19 protein-coding genes and 1 tRNA gene are annotated in these 21618 nt (G+C 58.4%); 7 read left to right on the top strand and 13 right to left on the bottom strand.

What is annotated here, in order from left to right:
* Positions 1–160: 160 nt before the first annotated feature.
* The 5 genes from ACTG2J_RS09990 to fadR all read right to left on the bottom strand — a co-directional run bounded on the left by ACTG2J_RS09990 (position 161) and on the right by fadR (position 3609).
* The gene (locus ACTG2J_RS09990) at positions 161–625 is read right to left on the bottom strand and encodes a hypothetical protein (RefSeq protein WP_021229454.1); all 465 of its coding nucleotides are present in this window, start codon (positions 623–625) and stop codon (positions 161–163) included.
* Between the two features lie 221 nt (positions 626–846).
* Positions 847–1731 carry an AEC family transporter gene (locus tag ACTG2J_RS09985; protein WP_201946795.1) on the bottom strand — a complete coding sequence of 295 codons (885 nt, stop codon included), beginning with the start codon at positions 1729–1731 and terminating at the stop codon, positions 847–849.
* Between the two features lie 12 nt (positions 1732–1743).
* Positions 1744–2301, bottom strand: a complete 558-nt coding sequence (locus ACTG2J_RS09980; protein WP_439988693.1) for a YaeQ family protein — start codon at positions 2299–2301, stop codon at positions 1744–1746.
* A gap of 188 nt (positions 2302–2489) precedes the next feature.
* On the bottom strand, positions 2490–2630 hold the full coding sequence (locus ACTG2J_RS09975; RefSeq protein ID WP_005345965.1) for a TIGR02808 family protein: 141 nt from the start codon (positions 2628–2630) through the stop codon (positions 2490–2492).
* Positions 2631–2895: 265 nt separating this feature from the next.
* On the bottom strand, positions 2896–3609 hold the full coding sequence (gene fadR, locus ACTG2J_RS09970) for a fatty acid metabolism transcriptional regulator FadR (RefSeq protein WP_026034983.1): 714 nt from the start codon (positions 3607–3609) through the stop codon (positions 2896–2898).
* 333 nt (positions 3610–3942) lie between these two features.
* Between fadR and nhaB the strand changes: the two genes are divergently transcribed.
* Together nhaB and dsbB are read left to right on the top strand one after the other, a co-directional pair.
* On the top strand, positions 3943–5523 hold the full coding sequence (nhaB, locus tag ACTG2J_RS09965) for a Na(+)/H(+) antiporter NhaB (RefSeq protein WP_064338053.1): 1581 nt from the start codon (positions 3943–3945) through the stop codon (positions 5521–5523).
* A gap of 98 nt (positions 5524–5621) precedes the next feature.
* Entirely contained in the window at positions 5622–6143 is a 522-nt protein-coding gene (dsbB, locus tag ACTG2J_RS09960) for a disulfide bond formation protein DsbB (protein ID WP_005336895.1), read from the top strand.
* Between the two features lie 78 nt (positions 6144–6221).
* On the opposite strand, the gene ACTG2J_RS09955 is transcribed toward dsbB, so the two are convergent.
* The 3 genes from ACTG2J_RS09955 to uvrB form a co-directional block, all read right to left on the bottom strand.
* On the bottom strand, positions 6222–6869 hold the full coding sequence (locus ACTG2J_RS09955) for a DedA family protein (RefSeq protein WP_040069761.1): 648 nt from the start codon (positions 6867–6869) through the stop codon (positions 6222–6224).
* 179 nt (positions 6870–7048) lie between these two features.
* Positions 7049–7306: a YkvA family protein gene (locus tag ACTG2J_RS09950; RefSeq protein ID WP_043820318.1), complete on the bottom strand. Its 258-nt coding sequence runs from the start codon at positions 7304–7306 to the stop codon at positions 7049–7051.
* Complete coding sequence (uvrB, locus tag ACTG2J_RS09945; protein WP_439988694.1) at positions 7303–9315, bottom strand: excinuclease ABC subunit UvrB; 2013 nt, start codon at positions 9313–9315, stop codon at positions 7303–7305. The genes ACTG2J_RS09950 and uvrB overlap by 4 nt, the downstream gene beginning before the upstream one ends.
* A 133-nt stretch (positions 9316–9448) precedes the next feature.
* Between uvrB and ACTG2J_RS09940 the strand changes: the two genes are divergently transcribed.
* A tRNA-Asn gene (locus ACTG2J_RS09940) sits at positions 9449–9524 on the top strand.
* 472 nt (positions 9525–9996) lie between these two features.
* On the opposite strand, the gene ACTG2J_RS09935 is transcribed toward ACTG2J_RS09940, so the two are convergent.
* A complete protein-coding gene (locus ACTG2J_RS09935) occupies positions 9997–10161 on the bottom strand; it encodes a hypothetical protein (protein WP_439988695.1) in 165 nt (54 codons plus the stop codon).
* A gap of 137 nt (positions 10162–10298) precedes the next feature.
* Here ACTG2J_RS09935 and ACTG2J_RS09930 point away from each other — a divergent pair, with 137 nt between their 5' ends.
* Entirely contained in the window at positions 10299–11984 is a 1686-nt protein-coding gene (locus tag ACTG2J_RS09930) for an aspartate:alanine antiporter (protein WP_005336899.1), read from the top strand.
* 267 nt (positions 11985–12251) lie between these two features.
* Here the strand turns inward: ACTG2J_RS09930 and ACTG2J_RS09925 are convergent.
* Positions 12252–13471 (bottom strand): IS3 family transposase gene (locus ACTG2J_RS09925; RefSeq protein WP_439997448.1). Its coding sequence is split into 2 segments (ribosomal slippage): positions 12252–13123 and positions 13123–13471, totalling 1221 coding nucleotides; the frame shifts between segments, so codons are not numbered across the junction.
* A 104-nt stretch (positions 13472–13575) separates the two neighbouring features.
* Positions 13576–14787 carry a beta-ketoacyl-ACP synthase I gene (gene fabB / locus ACTG2J_RS09920; protein WP_040068049.1) on the bottom strand — a complete coding sequence of 404 codons (1212 nt, stop codon included), beginning with the start codon at positions 14785–14787 and terminating at the stop codon, positions 13576–13578.
* A 90-nt stretch (positions 14788–14877) separates the two neighbouring features.
* Here fabB and mnmC point away from each other — a divergent pair, with 90 nt between their 5' ends.
* Positions 14878–16896: a bifunctional tRNA (5-methylaminomethyl-2-thiouridine)(34)-methyltransferase MnmD/FAD-dependent 5-carboxymethylaminomethyl-2-thiouridine(34) oxidoreductase MnmC gene (gene mnmC, locus ACTG2J_RS09915; RefSeq protein WP_439997447.1), complete on the top strand. Its 2019-nt coding sequence runs from the start codon at positions 14878–14880 to the stop codon at positions 16894–16896.
* Positions 16897–16991: 95 nt separating this feature from the next.
* Here the strand turns inward: mnmC and ACTG2J_RS09910 are convergent, their stop codons facing one another.
* Positions 16992–17588, bottom strand: coding sequence for a DUF922 domain-containing protein (locus tag ACTG2J_RS09910; protein WP_064335946.1), 597 nt, complete (start codon positions 17586–17588; stop codon positions 16992–16994).
* Between the two features lie 183 nt (positions 17589–17771).
* A complete protein-coding gene (locus tag ACTG2J_RS09905; RefSeq protein ID WP_201950787.1) occupies positions 17772–18236 on the bottom strand; it encodes a hypothetical protein in 465 nt (154 codons plus the stop codon).
* A gap of 195 nt (positions 18237–18431) precedes the next feature.
* Here ACTG2J_RS09905 and dcuC point away from each other — a divergent pair, with 195 nt between their 5' ends.
* Entirely contained in the window at positions 18432–19784 is a 1353-nt protein-coding gene (dcuC, locus tag ACTG2J_RS09900; protein ID WP_158111151.1) for an anaerobic C4-dicarboxylate transporter DcuC, read from the top strand.
* 91 nt (positions 19785–19875) lie between these two features.
* Complete coding sequence (locus ACTG2J_RS09895) at positions 19876–21522, top strand: bifunctional metallophosphatase/5'-nucleotidase (protein ID WP_439988698.1); 1647 nt, start codon at positions 19876–19878, stop codon at positions 21520–21522.
* Positions 21523–21618: the final 96 nt, after the last annotated feature.

Raw genomic sequence — 21618 nt, 5'->3', positions numbered from 1 at the left:
CCGTGACTTCAGAGGCACAGATAAAATTCAATAAAAACATGAAGATGAAAACACATGCAGCAAGATAAACCACTCGGGACAGCCAAGCCTGCTGATCTGCGGAATCCATCGACAAATCATGCTGAAGGTAGGGAAAACAGCCACTGAAATGGCATCTGGCTCACGCGCCGCGTACCTGTTTCAAGACTTGGCACTCATGGTCGAAATCCGCTTTATCTTGCGGCTGAATGTAACTTTGCCAGCGGGCAAACAGCTCGGCCGTTGGATAACGATGCAGACGAATACCGGTGCGATAGAGTTTGGGAAAGAGTGGGTCTGGCTGGGATCTCACGACCAGACCGCGCAGTTTCTCGCCAGAGGGAATGGCAATCACCAGCTCATCCCCCTCTTTCAACCGTATGGCCCCCAGAATACCGATGCCGCCGATGGCTATGTCGCGCACTACCACATAGGGCACCGGGTTGAGCAACTCCAAAAACCAGTTGCGACGGCTGCATTCTGCCTTGTAACCACCGCCACTGAGGATAAAACGGCGGTGTCTGCGCCAGTCATAACCGGTAGGCAATGCCGGGTCATAGCGCGATTTTGCCTGCCCCACAGGATCAGATTGCTCACTTGTGCCCATCCGGTTTCCCTCACTGGCATTGGTTAAACAGTGTCAGTCAGCTCTTTTTCAACTATAGCTGTCGCCGTTAGGCCGGGGGCTCAGGGTCGGATACGGGTCGACAGATATATTACGGAGGCAATGATGAATAGAGATGACATGGATGAGATGCGAACTACTGCGACTCGGTTCGATCAAGCAATAGACCAGTGAGTCGCACCGCCGCAGCGATGCAATCTGGCTTAGCCGGGCAGATGAAGTGCCAGCCAGACCGCCAGCGGGATCACTAGCACAGAGAGGGCATTGCCGCCGAGCACGATACTGGCCACCTTGTCCGGCTGACAGTGATACTGCTCGCAGAGCATGTAATTCAAGACCGCAGGGGGCAAGGAAACCGACAACATCAACAGCGGGATCCACTCCGTCTTGAGCGGCAACAGCCAGATCGCCAGCAGCAGCGACAATCCCCCCGCCAGCAGATAGAGCAGGTTGCACTTGAGCGCGAGGCCAAGGTGATCGAGTTCTCCCTCCATCAGGCGAATACCCAGCGCAAAGAGCATCAGGGGCACCGAGATCTGGCCGAGCAGCGAGGCCGTGGTCACCACATATTCCGGCAGCGTAATGTGCAGGTTGGCCACCAGCAAACCGGCCAGCGCGGCCCACAACACAGGGCTGCGCAGCCACAGCCAGCGGGAGGTATTGGCCGAGAGAATAAACATGCCGACCGAGAAGTGCAGCAGATTGGAGAGCACAAAGAGGATCACGATGGCCCCCAGTTGCTGCTCGCCAAACGCCAGCACCATCAAGGGGATACCGAGATTGCCGGTATTTCGGAACATGGCGGGCAAGATCAGGGCTGCCCGCTCAATTCCTTTGAGTTTGAGCAGCGCGAGCAACAGACCGGGTAACAGAATAACCAGCGCCCCCGCCGCAATCAGCGGCAGATGCTCCGCCAGCACCAGCGGATACTTGACCAGCGCGGAGAAGACCAGCGCTGGGGTAAACAGCTCGATATTGGCCCGATTGACGTAACCGAGCGCAGCCCCCGGTCGCAATCGCCCGTAGAGGGCGCCGAGCCCGACCACACCGAACACCGGAATGACGATATTGAGCAAGGCGCTGAACATGGGCGGCGTCCGTTACAGTTCGCGGGCCGGTTTGCCCATCAGCACCACCGGATCCAGCGTCACTTCCAGTGCGCCATTGCTTACCCAGAGCTGACCATCGGAAATAGTGCAGGTGAGCTGCATGGTGCGCTCGACCATGGCGGTGAGCGGCAGAGTCTGGCTGTCGGAGAGTTCGATGATGCTGAGGTTGTCATGCTGGCTCAGCTTGCCCTGGTTCTGCTTCCACCAGACGGCTGTACCACGACCACCGTAGAGGTAGAGCACCACCTGACGGGCACGGTTACAGGCCTTTTTCAGCCGTTTTTCATCGGGTTGGCCCAGCTCGATCCAGAGCTCTACGTCGTCCGAGTAGTTCTTGCACCAGAGCTCGGGTTCGTCATCGGCGCTCAATCCCTTGGTGAACTCCAGTCGCTCGGCAGCGTGCCAGGCAAAGGCCGCCAGCCGGATCATCATCCGCTCATCGGTTTCGGAGGGGTGGCGCGCCAGCGTGAGGGAGAAGTCCTGATAAAGATTGCGATCCATATCAGACAAACTGATCTGGGCCTTGAATACGGTTGCCTTGAGAGCCATAGAAAACCTTGAACACCTGATAAGAGAAGGGTGAGTGGGAAATACGGGCGCCAGTGTAATCAAAATCGGCGGCAGGTTCGACCATCCTGACCAAAGATTTCCCCTTCCCTGCCGGGATAAGTGCTTTAAAAGACACAAAAAACAAATGCCAGTCCGAAGACTGGCATTTGGCGGCATGGAGAAGCGACTCACTTCTCGGCGGACTGTACCCCGAACGCATTCAGCAGCATGCAACAGGTCACTGCCACCGCCACGAATCCGCTCAGAAAGATAAAGGGCATGGCCCCATATCCCAGTACTGTCCAGATGGTGTGTTCAAGAAGACTCATTGTTGTGTCCTTCATCCGGTGAAAGGTGTGTTCCTTCTGGCGGATATTGGCTCCGCTCTTGATGCCTCCATTTGACCTCAATCAGCGGTTGGGTCCTATGCCACCAAAGTGATAAATGCAGGGTTCATTTGCGCTGGATCAAGCTTTTTGGCCAAATATCCATGCAGTTCAAGCAATTACCACCGCCAATCAAGGATAGACACAAACACGGCAGAATAAAAAAACGCGCCGGATGGCGCGTTTCTTGGACAGCACAGGCAAGGGATCAGTTGTCGCACAGATCGCTTGGCATGTCCTGACGCAGGCGGGTCCACAGCTTGCCGGACTCGATACCGTACTGACGCACCGTCATGAACACGGCTTCGTGGTTCTTGGTCTCCGCCAGATTGAGCAGGGTCTTGTAGTAGGCGTCTGCGGTCTCGCGGGCCTGCTTGTCGGAGAAGTAGTAGCTGCCGACCCGGCTGTACAACCCTTTGAAACCGTTCAGGATCAGGGCGTAGATCGGATTGCCGGAAGCAAACGCCAGCTGGTGGTGCAGGCGATAATCGAACTCGGCATAAGCCTGTGCGTTGTTCTCGACCCCATCGGCGCCACGCAGGATCTCGGCGGCCTGTTCCGGATTGTGACGGATCGCCCCGCGGATAAAGATGGTGCAGATATGGGTACGGGCGGAGAGCAGCTGAGCTATCAGATCAGGTACCTTGTCCTGATCCAGACGGGCCAACGTCTCCAGAATATTGAGGCCGGAGGTTTCCCAGAAATTGTTCACCTTGGTCGGCTTGCCATGCTGTATGGTCAACCAGCCATCACGGGCCAGTCGCTGCAGCACTTCGCGCAAGGTCGTCCGCGTCACCCCGATCAACTCGGATAATTCACGCTCGGCGGGCAGAATAGATCCGGGAGGAAAGCGATTGTTCCAGATGGACTCGATGATGTATTCCTCGGCAAACCCAGCTGGGCTCTGCGCTTTTATAACCATGAATTGACTCTGTTGTAATGCGTAAAAAGGCTGACGAATGATATCAAAGCGATGATGGCTGGCAAGCATAAGGTCAGTCCTCTGCTCACATATGGCAAATATAGTGTTGGGAATATGTATCTAATCGCCACGAGGGAGCCAGCCAACCCCGACAAGGTGGTTATAAAACAGACACATGGGCAGAGATCCATCGGCTATCATTTATAATCGTCACGCTTTTTGATTAAAATCACGAGGAATCAGACAGATAAAGGCCAACATCCGGAGGCACAGGTCGAATCATCCTTGACTGCATAGAAGCAGATCCTAACAACAAAGTTGAGACCCATTATCATGCCAATAAGCCTAGGGCAGGCATTCGCCAAGAACTTCTTGGGCAATGCACCACAGTGGTATAAAAGCGCCATCTTGCTATTTCTGGTGATCAATCCGATTGCCTTCCACCTTGATCCTTTCATTGCGGGCTGGTTACTGGTCGTTGAGTTTATCTTCACCCTGGCCATGGCCCTCAAGTGCTACCCCCTGCAACCGGGTGGTCTGCTCGCGATCGAAGCCGTGTTGATCGGCATGACCTCCGCCGATCAGGTCAAGCACGAGCTGGTCGCCAATATCGAAGTGCTACTGTTGCTGGTGTTCATGGTGGCAGGCATCTATTTCATGAAGCAGCTGCTGCTCTATGTCTTCACCAAGCTGCTGATCGGCGTACGCTCCAAGATCCTGCTCTCCCTCTCCTTCTGTCTGGTCTCCGCCTTCCTGTCAGCCTTTCTCGATGCCCTGACCGTGATTGCCGTGGTGATCAGCGTCGCCACCGGCTTTTATGCCATTTATCACAAGGTCTCGTCCGGCAAGGAGTTTGGTCACAGCCATGACCATACCGATGATAAGGAAGTCGCCGAGCTCAATCGCCAGGATCTCGATGATTTTCGCGCCTTCCTGCGCAGCCTGATGATGCATGCCGCCATCGGTACCGCGCTGGGTGGTGTCTGCACCCTGGTGGGCGAGCCGCAAAACCTCATCATCGGCGAGCAAGCCAGCTGGAACTTCGCCGAATTTGCCATTCGCATGTCACCCGTCACCGTCCCCGTCTTTATCTGCGGTCTGCTGACCTGCGTGCTGGTAGAGCAGTTCCGCTGGTTTGGCTATGGCGCCCGCCTGCCGGACACGGTGCGTGCCATCATGGAGGAGTACAACCGCTACGAAGAGGCAAAACGCAGCCCGCAAGACAAGGCCAAGCTGATCGTTCAGGCATTGATTGCGGTCTGGCTGATCGTCGGTCTGGCCATGCACCTGGCAGCCGTTGGCCTGATTGGCCTCTCGGTCATCGTGCTGGCCACCTCCCTGACCGGGATCACCGAGGAGCACTCGCTGGGTAAAGCCTTCCAGGAGGCACTCCCCTTCACCGCCCTGCTGGCGGTCTTCTTCAGCGTGGTCGCCGTCATCATCGATCAGCAGCTGTTCAAGCCGGTGATCCAGCTGGTACTGGCAGCCAAACCGGAGAACCAGCTGGCCCTCTTCTATCTGGCCAACGGGGTGCTCTCCATGGTCAGTGACAACGTCTTTGTCGGCACCGTCTACATCAATGAGGTGAAGACGGCCATGCTCAATGGTGCCATCGACCGCGCCCAGTTCGATCTGCTGGCGGTAGCCATCAACACAGGTACCAACCTGCCGTCGGTCGCCACTCCCAATGGTCAGGCCGCCTTCCTGTTTATGCTCACCTCGGCATTGGCGCCGCTGCTGCGTCTCTCCTATGGCCGCATGGTCTGGATGGCGCTGCCCTACACATTGGTGCTGGGGCTGATCGGCTTTTTCTCTGTCGAATTGCTGCTTGGTCCTGCCACCGAGTGGTTCTATCAGCACGGATGGCTGGTGATGGAGAGTGCGCTGCCAGCGGTACAGCCGGCACTGCATTAATCCGTTACGACGGTTTCCGAGGGCCCTTTCAGGGCCCTTTTCTTTTCGGTTCCGCTCTGCTCTAATTCAGCCACTGTTTTTTCTGAGAGATCAATGAGATGATCGAGTTTCTCCGCCGTATCGCCGCCCATCGGCTGGCCTGGGGTCTGTTGGCAGCATCAGCCCTGTTCCTCGAGTTGTGCGCCCTCTTCTTCCAGCATGTGCTGGGCCTCTCCCCGTGCGTGATGTGTGTTTACGAACGGTTGGCGACCCTGGGTGTGCTGGCCGCCGGTCTGCTCGGCATGGTGGCGCCGGATAAGTGGTATGTTCGCTGGAGTGCCATGTTGCTGTGGGGCTACAGTGCCTTCCGCGGCTTCCAGCTGGCCCTCAAGCATGTGGACTATCAGGTTAACCCCTCCCCATTCAACGTCTGCAGCCCGTTTGCCGACTTCCCGAGCTGGGCTCCGCTCGATCAGTGGCTCCCCTGGCTCTTTATGCCGGAAGGGGATTGTGCCCAGATCACCTGGCAGTTCTTCGGTTACTCCATGCCCCAGTGGCTGGTTGTCATCTTCGCCGCTTACCTGTTGGTCTTCACCGTGGTGGCCATCGGCAATCTGGTGAAAGGACGCTGCTGCAACTGAGTGTCATGCCCGCGTGAAGATAAAAAGGGGGAGCCATAATGGCTCCCCCTTTCTCGTTCTGGCTGACCGTATTTCTGGTTACGCCCTAGCAGTGCTCATCTTGGCCTTGACCGCGCCAATTACCATGGGCAACAGGGAGATACCGATGATGCCGAAGATCAGCAGGGTAAAGTTGTGACGCACCACCGGCAGATTACCAAAGAAGTGGCCGGCATAGACGAAGGAGAGTACCCACAGCAGACCGCCAACCAGGTTGAACGCCAGGAAGCGCGGATAGGTCATGGCCCCCATCCCTGCCACAAACGGCGCAAAGGTACGCACAATTGGCAGGAAGCGGGTGATGATGATGGTTTTGCCACCATGCTTGGCATAGAAGGCGTGGGTCTTCTCCAGATAATCCCGGCGGAAGATTTTGGAGTCCGGATTACGGAACAGCTGCTCGCCGAAGAAGTGACCAATGGTGTAGTTGACCACGTTGCCCAGCACGGCAGCGATGATCAGCACGGCCGCTAGGGTATGGACATCCAGCACGCTGCCCACGGTAAGCGCACCGGCGGCAAACAGCAGGGAGTCACCCGGCAGGAACGGCGTCACTACCAAGCCGGTTTCACAGAAGATGATCAGAAACAGGATGGCGTAAACCCAGACGCCATAGTTCTCGAACAGCTCTTTCAAATGCACATCTACGTGCAGAATAAAGTCAATTGCAAAGAGGATCAGATCCATTTTTTCCATACCCATAAAGTGAACGGCGTGGAGTCTACGCCAATGCTATTCGGGCGACAATCACCGGGGCAGCCTCTTTTTCATCCCGCCGCGCCCACCTTCAAATGAAACCGTTTTTCCGCTTCCTTCGAGGGTGGGAGCACAAAGAGTGATGTCAAGCGTGGTGTTGAAAAGGTGAACTAGGAGGCCTGTTCCAGCTCGCTGCGCACTGCGGGGGGCAAACAACGCTCCCAGCCCCATAGCAACACCAACAGCAGGGTCACATCATCGAACCACCCCAGCAAAGGCACCACGTCAGGGATAAGATCCACCGGACTGATGCCATAGAGCAGGATAAGGATCACCAGTCCCCTCGCCCACCAGGGGGTACCGGGATGGCGAAAACCCTGATAGAGACGACGCAGTCGTTGCCAAATCAGCCAGCGTTTGCGGCTCATGATTCGATCAACTCGCTGCGCAACTGCTGGATCTGATCCCGTAGTGCCGCCGCCTGTTCGAACTCCAGATCCCGGGCATGTTGGAACATCTGCTCCTCCATCCGCTTGATCTCTTTGGCAATCTCGCTGGCAGAGCGGACATGGTATTCCCCTTGCGGCTCGGCCGCCTTGCGCATCCCCTTGCCAGGTTTGCCTGCCGTGCGGCTGCCTCCCATGTCCATCACATCGCCAATGGACTTGTTGAGCCCTTTGGGGGTGATCCCATGCTTGAGGTTATGGGCATGCTGCAAGGCGCGGCGCCGCTCGGTCTCCTCAATGGCGACCTTCATCGAGTTGGTGATGGTATCGCCGTAGAGAATGACCTTGCCGTTGAGGTTACGCGCCGCCCGGCCGATGGTCTGGATCAGCGAGCGAGTGGAGCGCAGGAAGCCCTCTTTATCTGCATCGAGAATTGCCACCAGCGACACTTCCGGCATGTCGAGACCTTCCCGCAGCAGGTTGATACCCACCAGCACATCGAACTTGCCAAGGCGCAGATCGCGGATGATCTCCACCCGTTCGACCGTATCAATATCGGAGTGGAGGTAGCGCACCTTGACGTCGTGCTCCGCCAGATACTCGGTCAAGTCTTCCGCCATCCGCTTGGTCAGGGTCGTGACCAGCACCCGCTCCTCGACGGCGACCCGCTTTCGGATCTCGGAGAGCAGATCGTCCACCTGAGTGGTCACCGGACGCACATCGATCTCCGGATCGAGCAGGCCGGTTGGGCGCACCACCTGCTGCACCACATCGCCGCCGGACTTCTCCAGCTCGTAGGGGCCCGGGGTCGCCGAGACAAACACCGTCTGCGGCATCAGCGCTTCAAATTCGTCGAACTTGAGCGGCCGGTTGTCCAGCGCCGAGGGGAGCCGGAAGCCGTACTCCACCAGGGTCTCCTTGCGGGAGCGGTCCCCTTTGAACATGGCGCCGATCTGCGGCACCGTGACGTGGGACTCGTCGATGATGAGCAGACCGTCCCCCGGCAGGTAGTCAAACAGGGTGGGCGGCGGCTCCCCCGGCGCACGGCCGGAGAGGTAGCGGCTATAGTTCTCGATACCGGAGCAGTAACCCAGCTCCTGCATCATCTCCATGTCGAACTGGGTACGCTGGCTGATGCGCTGCTCTTCAACCAGCTTGTTGAGGGACAACAGCTGCTCGCGGCGACTGCGCAGCTCCTCCTTGATATGCTCGATAGCCCCCAGAATGGTCTCGCGCGGGGTGGCGTAGTGGGTCTTGGGGTAGATGGTGTAGCGCACTACCGTCTGCTCGATAGCGCCGGTCAGCGGGTCGAACAGGGAGAGCCGCTCCACCTCTTCATCAAATAGCTCCACCCGCAGTGCCAGCTTGTCCGATTCGGCAGGGTAAATATCGATGACTTCGCCGCGCACCCGGAAGGTACCGCGTTGAAACGCCATGTCGTTGCGGGTGTACTGCAGCTCGGCGAGGCGACGCAGGATATCCCGCTGGTTAATCACATCCCCCACTTTGAGATGCAGCATCATGCTCAGATAAGCTTGGGGATCCCCCAGACCATAGATGGCCGACACCGAAGCAACGATCACCACGTCGCGCCGCTCCAGCAGCGCCTTGGTGGCGGACAATCGCATCTGCTCGATGTGATCGTTGATGGAGGCATCCTTCTCTATAAAGGTGTCGGTGGTCGGCACATAGGCTTCGGGCTGGTAATAGTCGTAGTAGGAGACGAAATACTCCACCGCGTTGTCGGGGAAGAACTCTTTCATCTCACCATAGAGCTGGGCGGCCAGGGTCTTGTTGGGAGCCAGGATCATGGTCGGGCGGTTCAGGGTGGCGATGACATTGGCCATGGTGAAGGTCTTGCCCGAACCGGTCACCCCGAGCAGGGTCTGGTGGGCCAGCCCCGACTCGATGCCATCCAGCAGTTGGGCAATCGCCGTGGGCTGATCCCCGGCGGGTTGAAACTGGCTGGCTAACTTGAACAATTTGCTCATGAACACTCCCGACACAAAACAGCAGGAGAGCAGTGTAACCGAGGGTTTGGCAGCGGTACACCCGTGCCATCATCCCGCGAATGGCTTGACCACCTCGGACACCTTCTGTATGATGCTCCTCCTTGCCTGATGTTCCCCCGTAGTTCAGTCGGTAGAACGGCGGACTGTTAATCCGTATGTCACTGGTTCAAGTCCAGTCGGGGGAGCCAATTCCTCACCATCTCGGTGCAAGTTATCCACTTTAGTGCCCTCTCCTGCCAATTTTAATGCACAAGATCCTTCTTGCTGCTGACGCTCCCTTTTGTTACCCGTCCCGGCTCGACAGAGTTTTCTCCTGTCGCATCTAACTATTTGATTTTTATACAAACATTTTTCTTCCGGTATTTTTTGAACAGCCCTTGCATCCCAGTGCTGGCGCGGCTTTCAGGGCGATGAACAAGTTTCATAAACAGGGTTATCCACAGATTCTGTGGGTAAGTGCAGCAAGCCCTGTCAGGACGCGGGATTGCCCTTGATGGCCCCCGGCGAAGAGTCATTTTGCTGGCCAACCTGATTTTATGCTGTTTTTTTGCCCCCTCAGGAACAGTGAGGTGACAGGCTCTATTGGCACTTTTCAGAGGTATCTTTTTGCCAACCCTTTTCCCTGTGGGCGAACGGGCAAATATCAAGCTGATTTGCCCCTCAGCCAACCATGACGGCCATCGGTTGAATCTGCTGAAACAGATCCCCGCCAAGCGGCTGAACAGCAGAATCTAAAATATCGGCCTGCGCCAGAGCTCTTCGGTCGCGGGCAGCAGATTTCACTAATTGACAACGGCTGTTACAGCAAAAATTGCCAGATTTCATCCGCTTGTCTCCCTATCACGCCGCCGGTTCCACAAATAGCGTCCGATAACGTCCGATTAATCGCTCCCTTGCGCTTCTTTATTGGGGATAGATCCGGCACAATATCGACCCCACTTTTTTCCTCGGTTTTTCCGGGCATGACCATAGATTTCGTGACACTGCTACATCAAAGCGACTCCCTGCTGCTGTTCGTGGTATTGGCCTTCGGCCTGCTGCTTGGCAAGGTGCGAATTGGCAACTTTCAGATTGGCAACACCATAGGTGTGCTGTTTACCGCCCTGCTGTTCGGCCAGATGGGCTTCGAATTTGCGGCCACCACTGAAAACGTCGGCTTTATGCTGTTCATCTTCTGTGTAGGGATCGAGGCGGGCCCTCACTTCTTCAGCGTCTTCCTGCGCGACGGCATCCACTACATCACCCTGACCCTGGTGATCTTGCTGACCGCCCTGTTGCTGACGGTGGGGCTGGCCAAGTTCTTCAATCTGGGACCGGGCATGGCGGCGGGGATCCTGGCGGGTTCCCTCACCTCGACCCCGGCACTGGTGGGTGCTCAGGATGCCTTGCGCAGTGGTCTGCTCAACCTGCCCCATCAGACCGATATGCAGGCTGTGCTCGACAATATGGGCATCGGCTACGCCCTGACCTATCTGGTGGGTCTGGTGGGCCTGATGCTGGTGGTGCGCTATCTCCCATCGCTGGCACGCCTCGACCTCAATACCGAAGCGCAAAAAATCGCCCGTGAGCGGGGGCTCTCCGACAGCGAGAGTCGCAAGACCTATCTGCCCATCATCCGCGCCTATCGGGTTGGTCCCGAACTGGCAGCCTGGATCGGTGGCCGTACCCTGCGTGAGACCGGCATCTATCCCCATACCGGCTGCTATGTAGAGCGGATCCGCCGCAACGGCATTCTGGCCAGTCCCGATGGCGATGCCGTCATTCAGGAAGGGGATGAGATCGCTCTGGTGGGCTATCCCGAGAGCCACGAGAAGCTGGACGTCAACTATCGCAACGGTAAAGAGGTGTTCGACCGCAACCTGCTCGACCTGCAGATCGTCACCGAAGAGATAGTGGTAAAGAATGACTCCGTGGTAGGCCGCCATCTGGTGGAGCTCAACCTCACCGAGAAAGGGTGCTTCCTCAACCGGGTAGTGCGCTCCCAGATCGAGATGCCCTTCGATCGCAACATCATGCTGCAAAAGGGCGACGTGTTGCAGATCAGCGGCGAGAAGCAGCGGGTCAAACTGCTGGCCAACAAGATCGGCTTTATCAGCATCCACAGCCAGACCACAGATCTGGTGGCCTTCACCACCTTCTTCGTACTCGGCCTGCTGATCGGCTCTGTTTCGCTGGTGTTCGGTCAGATCGAATTCGGTCTCGGCAACGCCGTCGGCCTGCTGCTGGCAGGCATTCTGATGGGTTACCTGCGGGCCAACCACCCGACGGTCGGCTATGTGCCGCCCGGCGCGCTCAGATTGGCCAAGGATCTCGGTCTGGCGGTCTTTATGGTGAGCACGGGCCTGAAAGCCGGTGGCGGCATCCTCGACCACCTCAGCGAGGTGGGTACGGTAGTGCTCTTCTCCGGCATGCTGGTGACCACCTTGCCGGTGCTGGTAGGCTATCTGTTCGGGGTCTGGGTGCTCAAGATGAACCCGGCGCTGCTGCTCGGTGCCATCACAGGTGCCCGTACCTGTGCCCCGGCGATGGATGTGGTCAACGAGGCAGCCAACAGCTCCATTCCGGCGCTCGGCTATGCCGGTACCTATGCGGTGGCCAACGTGATGCTGACCCTTGCGGGCTCCTTTATCATCGGCTTCTGGTTCTAGCCAGCAGCCATCACATTACCGCTAACAAAGAAGGGAGCCTCAGGCTCCCTTCTTGCTATCTGCCTTTCTCCCAAGTGCGGAGCAGGCTCATTGGTGTGGCGCCCCCCATCTGCGCTGAAATCTGCCACCAACCCACTCCCCCTATTCCACAATGGTCGATGCTCTGCTCTGCTCTGCTCTGCTCTGCTCTGCTCTGCAATGAGTGATGGCAGATCCCGTGTCTAGTCCTGAAATAGGTTTACACATTTTCAACTAGCATTTCTCTACTCAAAACCCCCTATGTACAGCATCGGGGGTTCTGTATTTCAACGCATGATGCGGCCGCTCCACGTTGTAAATATCCACCGCTTCACGCACCATCTCCCGCGCTTGCGTTAAATCCTGCGGGCTTTGCAACAATAACTCTCCTTTCAAAATCCCGTTCACCCGCTCCGCCAACGCATTCTGGTAACAGTCATACCCATCCGTCATCGAGCACTTCACCTCGTACCGTTCATGTAGTGACTGATACAGCCCAGAGCAATACTGCACGCCGCGGTCCGAGTGGTGGATGAGTTCACCGCCGCCACGCCGTTGCTTCAGTGCTTTCTTGAACGCCATCGCCACCGACTCCGCGTGCATTCCTTCGTGTACGTGGTGGCCTACTATCTTGCGTGAGTACGCATCCGTCACCAGGCTCAGGTACAGCGGCCCGCTCCTGGCGGGAAGATAGGTGATATCTGCGACCCAGACCTGCTCCGGGGCCACCGGTGTGACCTGCTCTGGCCCCGCCTTGAGCAAGTTGGGATGACGGTAGAAACGGTGAAAACTGTGGGTGGTCTTGTGATACGCCCGCCTGGGCAGCACCAGCAGGCGGTGCTCGGCCAATATCCGAAACAGCCTGTCACGCCCGACTTTGAGCCCGCCATCATCCTGACCCTGCAGCAGATAATGCAGCTTGCGAGTGCCCACCCGAGGTTGTCGCAGTCGAACCTGACGCACGAAGCGCACCACCTGCAGCCCTTGTGCATGGCGCTCGTCGGCGACCCGATTGCGCTTGTAGTAAGCCTGCCGGCTTATCCCCAGAAACAGGCAAGCCCTGACAATGGTCAGCCTCTCGACTTGCCGCTGCGAGAGGACTTGCCGGGTCGCTTTTTTACGATGGAGACGCCGTAGTCATTCTTCAGCACATCGACGACGGCCTCAAAGAACTGGGCCTTCTGACTCATCAGCGCCAGCTGCTGCTCGAGTTCCTTGATGCGCTGTTCGGGCGTCTGGTTTTCGGGGTCAGGCATGGTGATGCTCCTGCCGGCACGCACAGAAGCCCCCTGGCTCCAATCTTGCCGACCATGTTTACGCAACCATACCAGAACGGTGGAGCGGCCCTGAATGCCATAACGCACCTGAGCCTGTTTGTAGGTGAGCTCGCCTTTTTCAATCTGCTCGACCAGTGCCAGTTTAAAAGTCAGCGAGTAATCGCGCTGTGTCCGTTTCACACCTTGTCCCATCGGGTTCTCCATTTATTGGGGGGAAAGGTGTAAACCATATTCAGGACGGGACACCGAAGACAAAAAAAGCGCCCTGAGGCGCTTTTTTCATATCAACCGGATGATCAAGCTTTGAACTTGCTGAACACCAGAGAGGCGTTGGTACCGCCAAAGCCGAAACTGTTGGACATGACGGTGTTGAGCTCGGCCGCTTCGTACTCGCGCACGATGGGCAGCCCTTCAGCCTTCTCGTCCAGGGTCTCGATGTTGATGCTAGGGGCGATAAAGCCGTGTTCCATCATCAGCAGGGAGTAGACAGCCTCGTGCACGCCCGCAGCGCCCAGCGCATGGCCGGTCATCGCCTTGGTAGCAGAGATCTTGGGACCGTTGGCGCCAAACAGAGTCTGGATAGCTTCCAGCTCTTTGGTATCACCCACCGGAGTGGAAGTGCCGTGGGTGTTGATGTAATCAACCTTGCCCACACCCTGCATTGCCATCTTCATGCAACGCACCGCGCCTTCACCGCTCGGCGCGACCATGTCGTAGCCGTCGGAGGTAGCACCGTAACCGGTCAGCTCGGCATAGATGTGAGCACCACGGGCCAGCGCATGTTCCAGCTCTTCGATCACCAGAATTCCACCGCCACCGGAGATAACGAAACCGTCGCGGTTCGCATCATAGGTACGGGACGCTTTTTCCGGCGTGTCGTTGTACTTGGTGGAGAGCGCGCCCATGGCGTCAAACTGGATGGTAGAGGACCAGTCCAGCTCTTCACCGCCACCGGCGAAGACCACATCCTGTTTGCCAAGCTGGATCAGCTCAAGCGCGTGACCGATGCAATGAGCAGAGGTGGCGCAAGCTGAGCTGATGGAGTAGTTGACACCCTTGATCTGGAACGGGGTCGCGAGGCAAGCAGAGGTGGTGGAAGACATGGTGCGCGGCACCATGTAAGGGCCCACACGCTTGACCCCTTTCTCGCGGGCGATGTCCACAGATTCCGAGGTGTTCTTGCCGGAGGCACCACCTGAACCGACCACCAGGCCGGTACGCTCGTTGGAGACCTGATCTTCCGCCAGACCGGCATCTGCAATGGCCTGCTGCATGGAGAGGTAGGCGTAGGCCGCAGCGTCACCCATGAAACGCATGACTTTACGGTCGATCAGTTCAGACGGATCGAGTTTGATGTTACCCCAGACACGGCTGCGCAGGTTGTGCTGCTCGAACTGCTCGGAATAGGTGATGCCGGATTTACCTGCTTTCAGGGAGGCCAGCACTTCTTCCTTGTTGTTGCCGATACTGGAGATGACGCCGATACCGGTGATCACTGCTCTTCTCATTAATTCATCTCGTCTGGAAAAACTGGCGCCAAGTCTACCCGCTTTCGGCTGCCAAACTGGTCTGCTTTCACGTAGAATGCCCGCGATTTTGTGACGCGAGCCGAGGAAAACGTGAGTCAAACATCCTTACATCATGCCCGATTGGACTGGAATGAAGCGGGAACTCCTGTCTCCAGTGACTTCGGGGATGTGTACTTTTCCAATGATAACGGTCTAAGTGAAACCCGCTACGTCTTTTTGCAGCAAAACCGGCTACCTGCGCGATTTTCGCACCACGATAGTGACAGTTTCGTGATAGGTGAAACAGGTTTCGGCACAGGTCTTAACTTTCTGGCGACAATGCAAGCCTTCCTGGAACAGGCGCCCCAATCCGGCAACGGCTCCCGTCTGCACTTCATCAGTTTCGAGAAATACCCCCTGACCCAAGACGATCTGCGCAAGGCGCTGGCCGCCTGGCCTGAAATTGGCCACTTGAGTCAGGATCTTGTCGCCCAATGGCCGCTGCCGGTCTCCGGTTGCCACCGCCTGCATTTTGCGGGTGGCCGCATTCGCCTCGATCTCTGGTTTGGCGACATCAAGGATATGCTGCCGCAGGTGCCTCATCGGGCAGAAGGTCTGGTGGATGCCTGGTATCTGGATGGTTTCTCCCCGGCCAAGAACCCGGAGATGTGGACACAGGAGCTGTTTGATGGTCTCGCTCGCCTCGCCCGTCCCGATTGCTCCATTGCCACCTTTACCTGTGCCGGTTTTGTCCGTCGCGGCCTGATTGCCGCCGGTTTTGCCATGAAGAAGGTGAAGGGCCACGGTAGCAAGCGGGAGATGCTGGTGGGGGATCGCACCGACAAGCAGCCGCAGCAGACCATCGCCCCCTGGTATGCCCGTCCTGCCGGACGCACTGGCGAGGTAGTGATCATCGGCGGCGGCATCGCCTCGGCCATGACGGCGCTCTCTCTGGTGGAGCGGGGTCGCAAGGTGACGTTGCTGTGCGCAGATGGCGAACCGGCTACCGGCGCCTCAGGCAATCGCCAGGGGGCGCTTTATCCGCTGCTTAACGGCGAGCACGATGCACTGTCACGCTTCTATTCGCTCGCTTTTGGCTATGCCCACCAACGGCTGCTGGCGTTGGCCGAGCGTCATCCCATCGCTTTTGCACTGTGCGGGGTAACCCAGCTCGGTTATGACGACAAATCGGCAGCCAAGCTGGCCAAGATAAGTCAGGGCCCCTTCCCGTCCGAACTGATGCATCCCCTCTCTACAGCAGAGGTAGAGCAGGTGGTTGGCCTGCCCTGCGGCCACAGCGGCGTCAGCTATCCGCTGGGAGGCTGGCTCTGTCCGGCCGATCTCACCCGAGCCGCCCTGAAAGAGGCGCAAGCCAGCGGCCTGCTTGAGGTGGTGTTCAACACCGAGGTGGTTGCCATTGCCGAGCAGACAGATGCTTGGCACATAGAGAACCAGGATGGCCGCCACTGGCAGGCCCCCAATCTGGTGGTCGCCGCCGGACACAAGCTGCCATCACTGCTCCCCTTTGCCGAGCTGCCGCTCTATCCGGTGCGCGGTCAGGTGAGCCATGTGCCGACCACGGCCAGCTTGCGTCAGCTCAAGACCGTGCTCTGCTACGATGGCTACCTCACGCCAATGCACAACGATCAACACTGCATCGGCGCCAGTTATGGCCGCAACCAGAGCAGCCTTGAGTTTCGTGCCGAGGAGCAAATCCAGAATCAGGTGCGGTTGCAAGCCTGCCTGCCAGAGCAAACCTGGCCCGCCGAGGTGGATGTGAGTGGCAACAAGGCGCGCGTAGGGGTGCGTTGCGCCAGTCGGGATCACCTGCCGGTGGTGGGGCCAGTGGCCAGATTGCAAGGTCTGGCGGATCACTATGCGCAGCTGCAGCATGATCAGCACAACGCCCAGCCGCTCCCCCTTCACCCCGGCCTCTATGTGCTGGGGGCGCTCGGTTCGCGGGGCCTCTGCTCGGCGCCGCTCTGTGGTGAGCTGCTCGCCAGCGAGATCTGCGGCGATCCCCTGCCGCTGGCCGCCGATCTGCTGGAGGCGCTCCACCCAGCCCGTTACTGGGTACGCAAGCTGCTCAAAGGCAAAGCGCTGGTCTGAACCGGACTCTGCAAACAAACAGAATGGCCGCCCATCGGGCGGCCATTCTGTTTATCAAATCGTGCGATGCTGGATATTGCGTCTTGAGATAGCGCTCACTTGGGCCAGTGCACCCCAAGCTGTTCGCCGTAACCTGTCTGACGCTGGAATCCGTCGAGCCGTCCCTTAATCTTGTTCAGCTCGCCACTGCCTGCTGCCCACGCGGCATAGCGCAGCGCCTGACAATCTGCATGACCGGGTAATCCCGCAATGGCGCCCCCCACCTGATTGGCCCCCTGCAGCACCATCTCCTTGAAGCGGGATTCGTAGTCAAACATGCTGGAGAGCAGACGCCCCCAGCGCTGGCGGGCAGGATCGTTACTGTTCGCGCTCTGACGCCAGCGGGGCAGCAACACAGTGGCGTTGGTGGTCACCGTCACCCGGTTGAGCTGGCAGCGCCCCGGCAACTGCTCGGTATCCAGCTGCCAGTCCACCTGATAACTCGCCTTGCCGAGTACGGGCTTGCCATTCACCTTGGGAGCACTCTGGGCAATCGCCCGGGCAAGCTGCTCCGGACTGGTTGCATTGACCTCATAAAAACGGACATTGATGCGGGACTCTGGCACCACTTGCGGCCGGCTCGGCTGAGCCTGACTCATCAGGGGCAACAGCAACAACCCGACCCCCACTACTCCATAAACCTTGCTGACCATGCCAGACTACCTTCCTTGATTGCACGGGCGGAGTACCAACCTTGGTGAACCCCACCGCCACACAGATGACGGGTATAGCCTATGTGTGACGACGAGGCGGCGCAATACAATGATGCGCCCAGAAATCAGAGCACGCTCACAGGTTGCGTGAGCAGAGTATGGCACAAGGCCAAAACTGTATTTTTATTGAGCATGACGGCTGATTCGCTGCCAGTCGAGGTGATAGTTTTTCACATTGATGTCATGACCATCTATCTGAATAAAATGATCATTTTTAAGGCGGTTGGCAAAAAAGTCCTGATCTGCCCCCTCATTGAGCCACAGCTCGCAAAGTCCCCGTTTTCCCTCTCTGGCATAGAATCTCGGAGTGACCAGCAGCGCGACCCCATCTACCCGGATGGCATGACGGGCCAGGCAGTTTGCTTCCGTGGTTTTGGATGCCAGCGCGGCAAAACGGGGTCTGTTCCCCTCGGCAACCACCAGAACGCCGTAAGAGTGAGGAGCCATGAGACGCCGCATGGCGACCGCCTGATGAGGACCGGTTTGATGAAAACCGTCATTGGTTACCGCAAACACGCAAGTAGGTGAAAATAGCATCGCAAGCAGGAAAAGAGAGCGTTTAATGCCTGAAAAATCACCAATCGCCATATAAGAGCCTCAAAAGACAACCAAGGCTGGCAAGGGTAGGTAGCCAAACCCGCTGGGTAAAGTACCTTTACCTTTCTTTAATTCTGTTCATGGGGTTAAACGTTGATTTAGCTCACACAACATCCTGTTTCCAGTCGCCACTCTACCCCTATCGGAATAGACTCCCTCCACTCTCATCCAATCAGAAGGCAACATATGCTGGAACTCATCGTTGGCACCCTGGTCACCCTGGTGGTGGGCCGTGCCATTTTCAAAGGATACTCCGCGACCGGGGTGCTGCTGAGCGGCGGCTTGCTGCTGCTGGTCATCACCGCCATGATGGGCAAGCCGGTACTGCCGAGCAAGGTGGTCAGCACCGGTTATATCGCAACCGATATCTTCGAATACGTCCGCTTCCTGCTCAATGACCGTGGCGGTGGACTGGGGATGCTGATCATGGTGCTGTGCGGCTTCGCCGGCTACATGAGCCATATCGGCGCCAACACCATTCTGGTCAAGCTGGCCAGCAAACCGCTCGGCATCATCAAGTCCCCCTATATCCTGCTGGTGGCGGCCTATCTGGTGGCCTGCGCCATGTCGCTGGCGGTGAGCTCCGCCACCGGCCTCGGCGTGCTGTTGATGGCCACCCTGTTCCCGCTAATGGTCAACATGGGGATCTCCCGTGGCGCGGCTGCGGCCGTGTGCGCCTCGCCAGCCGCCATCATTCTGGCACCGACCTCAGGGGACGTGGTGATGGCCGCTCAGGCCGCCAACATGCCGCTGCTGGATTTTGCCTTCAAGCTGACCTTGCCCATCTCGCTGGTGGCGATCGCCTGTATGGCGGTGACCCACTTCTTCTGGCAGCGCTACCTTGATCAAAAATCCGGTGAGCACAACGAACCGGTCGCACCGGGTGATCTGGTGACGACTGCGCCGGCCTTCTACGCCATCCTGCCCTTTACCCCCATCATCGGGGTGCTGGTATTTGACGGCAAATGGGGTCCGCAGCTGGATATCGTCACCATCATCGTCATGTGCATGGTGTTGGCCAGCCTGCTGGAGCTCGTGCGGATCCGCAATGGCAAGGAGCTGCTGGACGGTCTGCAGGTATGCTGGCGCAACATGGCTGACGCCTTTGCCGGTGTGGTCATGCTGCTGGTCGGTGCCGGTGTCTTCGCCCAGGGTCTGATGACCATCGGCTTTATCGACACACTGCTGGCTCACGCGCAGGATCTCGGCTCCGGCGGCCTGATCATGATGCTGTCACTGGTGGTGATAACCACCCTGGCCGCCTTCACCACCGGCTCGGGCAATGCCCCCTTCTACGCCTTCGTAGAGCTGATCCCCAATCTGGCAAGCAGCCTTGGCATTAACCCGGCCTATCTGGTGATTCCCATGCTGCAAGCCTCCAACCTGGGTCGCACCATTTCTCCGGTATCCGGGGTGGTGGTCGCCTGTGCCGGGATGGGCAAACTCTCGCCGTTCGAGGTGGTCAAGCGCACCAGTATGCCGGTCGCCGTCGGCCTGCTGGTGGTGATCATCGCCACCCAGATCATGGTACCCGCCTGATCATTGACCAGCCCGGCACCCTGCCGGGCTGGTATCCTCCCCCCCCTTTGCAGTAGACTCGGTGCTCATTTTCCCCCTAAGGAGGACCGAGATGAGTATTACGGTTCAACTTGCCCATTTCAGTGATTGCCACTCCCACTTCGATGGCGCGCCCATGAGCTTCTCCCCTGTCGGTGAAGGCCAGTGGCGCACCCAGTGCGGCGGTTATGCCCGGATCCTGACCCGACTGACCCAACTGCGTGCCAAAGCCGCAGCAGCCGGCCAGCGTTTTCTGTTTCTGCACGGTGGCGACTCCTTTCAGGGCTCGCTCTATTTCAACCGCTTCAAAGGGCGCGCCAACGCCGACCTGCTCGCCATGCTGGCCCCCGATGCCATGGTGCTCGGCAACCACGAGTTCGATCTGGGTAACGGCCCGCTGGTGGAGTTCTTGCGCCAGCTCGATTTTCCGGTGCTGGCCGCCAATCTGGACAACAGTCAGGAGCCTGCCGACACGCCGCTTGGGCTGTGGGATATTCCCCACCTCTACGACGCCCATCAGCCCTGGCATCGTCAGGTGATCGACGGGGTTCCCTTTGCGCTGCTTGGCATCACTCTCGCCCAGATGGCCGCCATCGCCAACCCGGATCCCCACACCCGTTTTCACGCGGTGGCCGACACCCTCACCAAGGTGCTGCGGGAGATAAAGAGCGAAGGGATCCACCATATCGTGCTGCTGAGCCACCTCGGGCTGGATCAGGACAAGCTGCTGGCCGAGCGCTTCCCCGAGCTCAGCCTCATCATCGGCGGCCACACCCACAGCCTGCTGGGGGATCTCGCGCCGCTGGGTCTGCCAAGCGAAGGTACCTACCCCCTGATGAACAACGGGGTAGCCATTTTGCACGCTGGCCACAGCGCCCTCTGCCTCGGTGTCTGCGAGCTCACCTTCGATGAGGCGGGCCGCGTCGTGCAAAGTCAGGGTCAGCTGGAGTGGCTCCCCTGGCAGCCCTGGCCATTTGCCTCCACGCCACCTGTCGGGCTCACCTTCTGCGAGCCGGACCCACAACTGGAACAACATCTGGCCAAACGCTACCGGCCGGAGATTGAAACCATGAGCCAGCGCATCGTCACCCGACTGGCGGCGCCACTGCCCCATCAGCGGCTACCGGATGCCACCCTGCCCCACGGCAGCCAGCTCGCCCCGCTGGTGGCCCGCGCCATGCTAACCGCTGCCCGTGAACAGGTAGGCGAGGTGGACTTTGCCCTGCACAATGCTGGCGGCGTGCGCTGCTCGCTGGAGCCGGGCCCCCTGAGCGAAGCAGATATCGCCGGTCGCCTGCTGCCGTTTGCCATTCCTCTCACCCTCTATCGGGTGCACGGTCACGAGTTGGCGGAAGCGCTGGAGAATGCCATCGACAACGCCACCAACAACGGCGTGGTCGGCAATGGCAATGGCAGCTTCCCCTACACCGCAGGGGTGCGATTCACCTATCAGGCCGATCGGCCCAAGGGTCAGCGCATCACCCGACTGGAGTGGGAAGCCGCCCCCGGCCAGTGGCAAGCGGTCAATGCCGAACAGGTCTATCGCGGAGTGTCGAGCGCCTATACCGCCTCCGGCAAGGAGGGCTACACCGCACTGGCGCGGACCCTGACCCAGCACAATCAGGAGCTCGGCATCACCCTGGCCGACGCCTTTATCCGCTGGGCCCGTCACCTGCCGACACTGGAAGCGCAGCCGCCCCTGCTTGAGTACATCCATTGATGCAGAGGGGGAATGGCTTTGCCACATCCCCCTGACGGCCAATATTGCCGCAGCCAGCGCCCGGTTCCCTGCAAGAACCGGGCTTTTTCGAGAATA

Origin of the sequence: Aeromonas sp. 6P (genome assembly GCF_051919525.1) — a bacterium.
GTDB classification, from domain to species: Bacteria; Pseudomonadota; Gammaproteobacteria; order Enterobacterales; family Aeromonadaceae; genus Aeromonas; species Aeromonas veronii.
This window is presented reverse-complemented; position numbering and strand designations above follow the sequence as displayed.